Genomic DNA, 6,131 nt, shown 5'->3' on the forward strand with positions numbered 1-6,131 from the left:
CCGCGCGACGGTGTTGAGCTGTATCTCGTCGGTTCCTTCCACGACCCGCAACACCCGCGCCCGGGCGAGTGCGTTAGCGAACTCGCCGCCCTCAACCAAGCCGGTCGCGCCGTGAACCTGCAGCACGTCGTCGGCGATTTCCCACAGCGCGTTCGTGGCGAACCACTTGAAGATGGACGTGTCTTCAACAGCCCGCTCGCCGGCCTCCAGCTTTCGGGCACAGCGGCGACCCGCGGCATCGGCAGCGTAGGCGCGCGCTCGGCCGCGTGCGAGCGACGCCGACACCTGCTGGAACTCCCCGATGGGCCGGCCGAACGCCTTGCGCTCGCGGGCACGGTCGAACCCCGCTTCCAGTAGCCGGTCAGCCGTGCCCACGGCCTCTGCGCCCAGCTCTAACCGACCGAGAGAGAGAAACGACATAGCCGAGCGGAACGCACCGCCAACCTCGCCGAGCACCCGGTCGTCGGGAACCCAGACACCGTCGAAGGCGAGTTCCCCCTGCCAGCCGCCGACGCCGATCGCGCTGTTGATGCCGGTCAGTTCGTACTCGTCCCGCTCGATTATGAAGCAGGTGATGCCGTCGTAGCGGCCCTCTTCCGCCGGGCTGGTGCGAGCAAACACCTGCACGAAATCCGCAAATGGAGCATTGGTAATCCACTGCTTGCGGCCGTCGATGCGCCAGCCGTCCCCCTCGCGTTCTGCGGTCGTCTGCATCGCCGGCGAGTCCGAGCCGGCCCCCGGCTCCGTCTGTGCGAACGCCGTCGACTTGCGCCCCTCTACGACCGGCCGCACGTACTCCTCGTGCTGGCGCTCATCGGCGTCCAGCAGCAGCGGCTTTGGCCCCTCCGGGCCGGCGAGTGCACGTTCCGCCAGCGGACACTCGTGGGCCGCGGCCGCTCGCTTTGCCGCGTACCACGTCGGCGTCGCAACGCCGCCCCCACCCGCTGACTCGGGCAGGTTCATCGCGTAGAAGCCCGCCTCCGCGGCGGTGCGGCGCACCTCTTCGACGGCCTCGACTACGGCCGGCGACGGCCGGCCGTCTGGCTCGCGGCCCTTCCGCGGGTTCGTGAACCGGTCATCCAGCCGCTCCGCGATTGGGACGACCTCGCGGTCGATGAACTCCTTGAAGCTCTCGACTACGAGCCGGGTCTCCTCGTCGCTGGCCGGGTCAGTCATCGGTCATCACCTGGCGCCCGCGGCAACGCGCGGTCGTCAAGCCGCTCGCGGAGTGACCGTTTGTCGAACTTACCGGTGCTCGTGCGAGGGATTTCCTCGCGGACGACGTATTCATCGGGGGGCCACCACGACGGGAACGACTCACCGAGATGTTGCTCGAGTGTATCGGGGTCGACGCTGTCGCTGGATGGGACCACCACCGCGACGGGCCGCTCCCGCCACGTCTCGTGAGCTGCCGCGACGACCGCGGCCTCGGCGACGTCCGGGTGGGCCATCAGCGCGTTCTCCAACTCGACGGAGGAGATCCACTCGCCGCCGGACTTAATCACGTCCTTGATGCGGTCGACGATGTCGACGTAGCCGTCCGCGTCCCAAGTAGCGATGTCGCCCGTCTTGAGCCAGCCGTCTGTTGTGAACGACGCCTCGGTCGCCTCGGGCCGGCCGTGGTACTCGTCGACAACCCAGGGCCCCCGCACCTGGAGTTCGCCCATCGACTCCCCGTCCCGGGCCACCGGCTCGCCTGACTCGTCGCGAATCCGCACCGAGATGCCCGGTACCGGAATCCCCGCCTTCGCTCGCTTCTCATACTGGATCTCGGGAGGTGCGTCCGCGAGTTCTCGCCGGAGTGTTGAGAGGGTCCCAAGCGGGCTTGTCTCTGTCATCCCCCACCCCTGGATGATCGGGGCGTCGTACTCCTCGTCATACCGTCGAATGAGCGACTCCGGAGGCGCGGAGCCGCCGACCACCAGTCGGTCGATGTTCGACACGTCGACACCGGGATTTTCGTCGAGGTACTCGGCCATCTCCAGCCAGACAGTCGGAACCGCTGCGGACATCGTCACCCCTTCCTCGGCGATGAGCTCCGCAACCGGCCTGGGATCGGTGTTGGGGCCCGGCAACACCTGCTTGGCCCCGACCATCGTCGCCGCGTACGGGAGCCCCCAGCCGTTAGCGTGGAACATCGGCACGACGGGGAGGATAGTGTCCCGCTCGCTCACCCCGTTGGCGTCGGCGTGACCGCTCATCAGGCTGTGGAGGTAGACCCCGCGGTGGGTGTACTCCACGCCCTTTGGCTTCCCTGTCGTCCCCGAGGTAACACATCCCACACTCCATCTCCTCGTTGAGTGCGGCGTCGTACTCGGTCGCGTGGCCGGCCAGCAGCGACTCGTAGTCGATGACGGGTCCGAGGCTCGTCTCCGGCACCTCATCGGCAAGGACGACGTACTGCTCGACGGTCTCGAGGTCGTCGGCGACCTGCTCGACCAACTCGAGGAAGGCTGGGTTGACGAAGAGTACGCGGTCCTCGGCGTCATTGATGATGTATGTGAAGTGGTCCTCGGGGAGACGCATGTTGCACATGTGGATACTGCGGCCTGAGCAGGCAGGCGCGAAATACAATTCGAGGTGGCGATGGTGGTTGAGCGCAACCGTCGCGACCCGATCCCCCTGCTCAAGCCCGAGCGTATCGAGCGCGTTCGCTAGTCTCCCGACCCGGTCGGCCGCGTCCGCGTAAGTGTAGCGGTGGCGGCTCCCGTCTGGACGGGCGGTGACAATCTCTCGGTCGGGGTACAGCGTCGCCGCGCGGTCGAGCAGCCGGTCAAGGGTGAGTTCCGCGGCCATCATGGGCAGCGGTAGCACGGCACAGTCGGGGATAAAACCCGGTATCTACTCAGAAGGAGAATAGGTCGACGCCGCCGGTAACACCCACTGCTTGGCCGGTGACGTACCGTGCTTGCTCGCTTGCGAGGTAGGCAACGAGGAAGGCGACGTCCTCCTCACGGCCGAGCTGCTTCATTGGTGTCGCCTGCCGAATACGCTCGTACATGGGGTTAACCTCCTTGAGTTCCGCTGGCGAGAGGTCCGCCAGCTCGCCAACGACGATGTTGGGGACGACGACGTTCGCGGTGACGCCATGCTGGGCCCCCTCTAGGGCGAGTGTCTTGCCGAATTCGATGAGCGCTGCCTTCGTTGCGGCGTAGGAGGCTTGCCCGAAGCCGCCTTGGAGACCGGCCATACTCGACATGTTGACGACCCGGCCCCAGCCGCGCTCGCACATTCCCGGGAACACCGACTTGGTGACGTTGTACGCGCCGGTGAGGTTCACTGCGACGTCGCGATCCCACAGGTCGTCGTCGAACTCGCCCAACTGGTCGGTCGCGTCCACGAACGCCGCGTTGTTGACGAGTACGTCGATGCCGCCGGTTGTCGCCCGCAGGTCCGCCACTGTCTCCTCGACGGCCTCGCGGTCGGTGAGATCACACTCAACTGCGACGGCGTCGCCACCGTCCGCCTCGATGTCGGCTGCGACCGATTCTGCGGCCTCGCCGTCCACGTCGAGGACGACCACCTCGGCGCCCTCCGCCGCGAGCACACGACAATCCTCGCTCCCAATGCGACCGGCCCCGCCCGTCACGAGTGCCGTCTTATCGTCGAGTCCGAAGTCCATACCCCTCGCCCGACGCCCGACGGGTTAACGCTTGTTCCGGGGAGCGTCAGCCGACCTGTGCCTGCCAGTCGCGTAGCCGGTCGGCCGAGACGCCCTGCAGTTCGCCGGCGACAGCCTCGGCGTCCGCGTCCGTCAGGTCCTCGAGGCTCTCAATGCCAGCCCGCGCCAGCTTCTCGGCCGTCTTGGCGCCCACACCGTCGAGGTCCTCTACCTCGCTCGCGGCCTGTCGCTGCTGGTACTCCGTGTAGTTGCAGATGGGACAACCCAGCTCCCACGGTTCGTCGCCGTCCTCCTGGACCCGGAGCGCCGGCAGGTCGTGCTCGTCGCAGTAGTCGTCGGTCACCTCGATGTCGCCCCGCCGAGGGAGCGGCAGCGAGTACTCACAGTCCGGGTAGCGCGTGCAGCCGACGAGCCGCGAGCCGGACCGGAGCTGCTTGACTGCGAGTTCGCCGCCCTGATCGGCCCCACAGTCTGGGCACGCGCCGATAATCTCGTCGTCCGTCTCGTCGGCCTCCGCGGCCCGACAGCGCGGACACCCGTGGACGAACGTTGACCGGCCAGCGAGCATCTTCACGTGGCCGAGTCCGTGCTCTTCGCAGACGTCGTCGGTGACCGTCGGCTCCCCTTGGCTCGGAAGCGGGAGCGTGTACTCGCAGTCCGGGTAGCCGTCACAGCCGACGAAGTACGACCCCTGGCGCGACCGGCGAACGAGCAGATTCTCGCCACACTCTGGACAGGGGCCAAGCGTCTTGTCGGCCTTTAGTGACTCACGGAGGAACTCTCCCACCTCCTCGCGGTGGTCGTGGAGTTCGTCGAAGACGCGCCGGAGCATCTCGCGAGATTCGTCGGTCACCTCCTCGAGGTGCTTCTCGCCGGCAGCAATGGCGTCCATATCTCGCTCGAGCTGTGCGGTCATCGCCTCATCGGTGACGTGGTCGGCGAACTGCTCTGCGGCCTCAACAACGGCCATCGCCAGCCCTGTCGGTCGGGGCGGGTCTCCCTCGATATAGCCGCGGTCGTACAGCTTCTGGAGCGTCTCGTGGCGGGTCGCCTTCGTCCCTATGCCCATCGACTCCATCTGCTCGATGAGCCGGGACTGGCCTCGCCGCCGGGGTGGTTGGGTCTGTTTTGCCTCGAGCCGGACCTCGCTCACTGCCAACTCGTCACCTTCCTCAACCGCGGGGACGTGGCTCTCAGAGGCCGATGAGTACGGGTAGACGGCATGGTAGCCCGGTTCGACGAGCCGCTTGCCATTCGCCTTCAGCGCGGCGCCATCGGCGTCGGCGACGACCCGGAGGTGTGCCCACGTCGCCGGGTCTGCGCAGGTAGCGAGGAACCGGCGCACGACGAGTTCGTACACCTCCCACTCGTCCTCGCCCAACTCTTGTCGGCCGGGTATCTCGCCAGTGGGATGGATTGGCGGGTGGTCGGTCGTCTCCTCGTCGCCCGCCGTCGGCTCCACGTCTCCCTCGAGCAGGCTTGCGGCGTCTTCGCCAAATGCCCCGGTGTCGGCGAACGTCGCTAACAGCGCCTCGGGGTCGAGATCCTCTGGATAGACGGTGTTGTCTGTCCGTGGGTATGTTATCCAGCCAGCGGTGTACAGTTCCTCGGCGATAGACATCGCCCGCTGTGCAGAGTGGCCCAGCGAGCCGGCCGCGCGGATAAACTGCGTCGTATTGAACGGCGCCGGCGGTTCGTCCGTCCGAGTGCGCCGGCGGACGGACTCGACGGTTGCCGTCGCTGCCCCCGCGAGCCGCTCGTGGGCCTGGGTGGCGGCCGTCTCGTCCCAGAGGCGCTCCTGCTCGCTGCCGTCGTCGTCGGTGAAATACTGTGCCTCGAACGTCTCGCCATCGTGGCGCAAGTCGGCGAATAGCTCCCAGTAGTTGTCGGGCTCGAACGCCTGAATTTCCCGCTCACGGTCGACAATGAGCTTCAGCGTCGGCGACTGCACCCGGCCGACGGAGATAAAATCGTCCCCCAGCTGGCCGGCTGACAGCGAGAGGAACCGCGTCAGCGCAGCCCCCCACATCAAATCGATTATTTGACGCGCCTCACCGGCGGCTGCGAGTTCGAAGTCAAGTTCGTCCGGGTCGGCAAACGCCTCGCGCACCTCGCGGTCCGTGATAGAGGAGAATCGCACCCGGTCAACGGGGATATCGGCTACCTCGTCGATGAGTTCGTACGCCTCTTTGCCGATGAGTTCGCCCTCACGGTCGTAGTCGGTGGCGATGACTGCGCGGTTGGCCTCACGGGCGAGCGCTTGCAGCGTCGCGACGATGTTCTTCTTGGTGGGCTGTTTAACCACCTCGGCGTCAGTCAGTTCGACGGGCTGGACGTCGCGCCAGTCGTTGTACTCCGGCGGAAAGTCGACTCCGACAACATGGCCCGACAGTCCGATACACCGGGTGTCGCCCCACCGATAGACGTTGACGCCGTTGCGGCGGTCGACACCCGCGCCGCCCTCCGAGAGGATGTCCGCGATGCGGCGGGCCGCGTTGTCCTTCTCGGT

Annotated in this window: 2 protein-coding genes and 2 pseudogenes; all 4 read right to left on the bottom strand. The window is 66.8% G+C overall.

The window, feature by feature from the left end; translation table 11 throughout:
- Nucleotides 1-1,176, bottom strand: a pseudogene (locus ABEJ63_RS11580) (acyl-CoA dehydrogenase family protein); the annotation flags it as partial.
- Nucleotides 1,173-2,796, bottom strand: a pseudogene (locus ABEJ63_RS11585) (long-chain fatty acid--CoA ligase). The pseudogenes ABEJ63_RS11580 and ABEJ63_RS11585, both read right to left, overlap by 4 nt.
- 49 nt (nt 2,797-2,845) lie before the next feature.
- A complete protein-coding gene (locus tag ABEJ63_RS11590) occupies nt 2,846-3,622 on the bottom strand; it encodes an SDR family oxidoreductase (RefSeq protein WP_375796532.1) in 777 nt (258 codons plus the stop codon).
- Nucleotides 3,623-3,668: 46 nt separating this feature from the next.
- On the bottom strand, nt 3,669-6,131 hold a 2,463-nt coding region (locus tag ABEJ63_RS11595; protein WP_375796533.1), incomplete at its 5' end, for a DNA topoisomerase I.

The organism is Halosegnis sp. (assembly GCF_042216475.1).
Lineage (GTDB): Archaea > Halobacteriota > Halobacteria > Halobacteriales > Haloarculaceae > Halosegnis.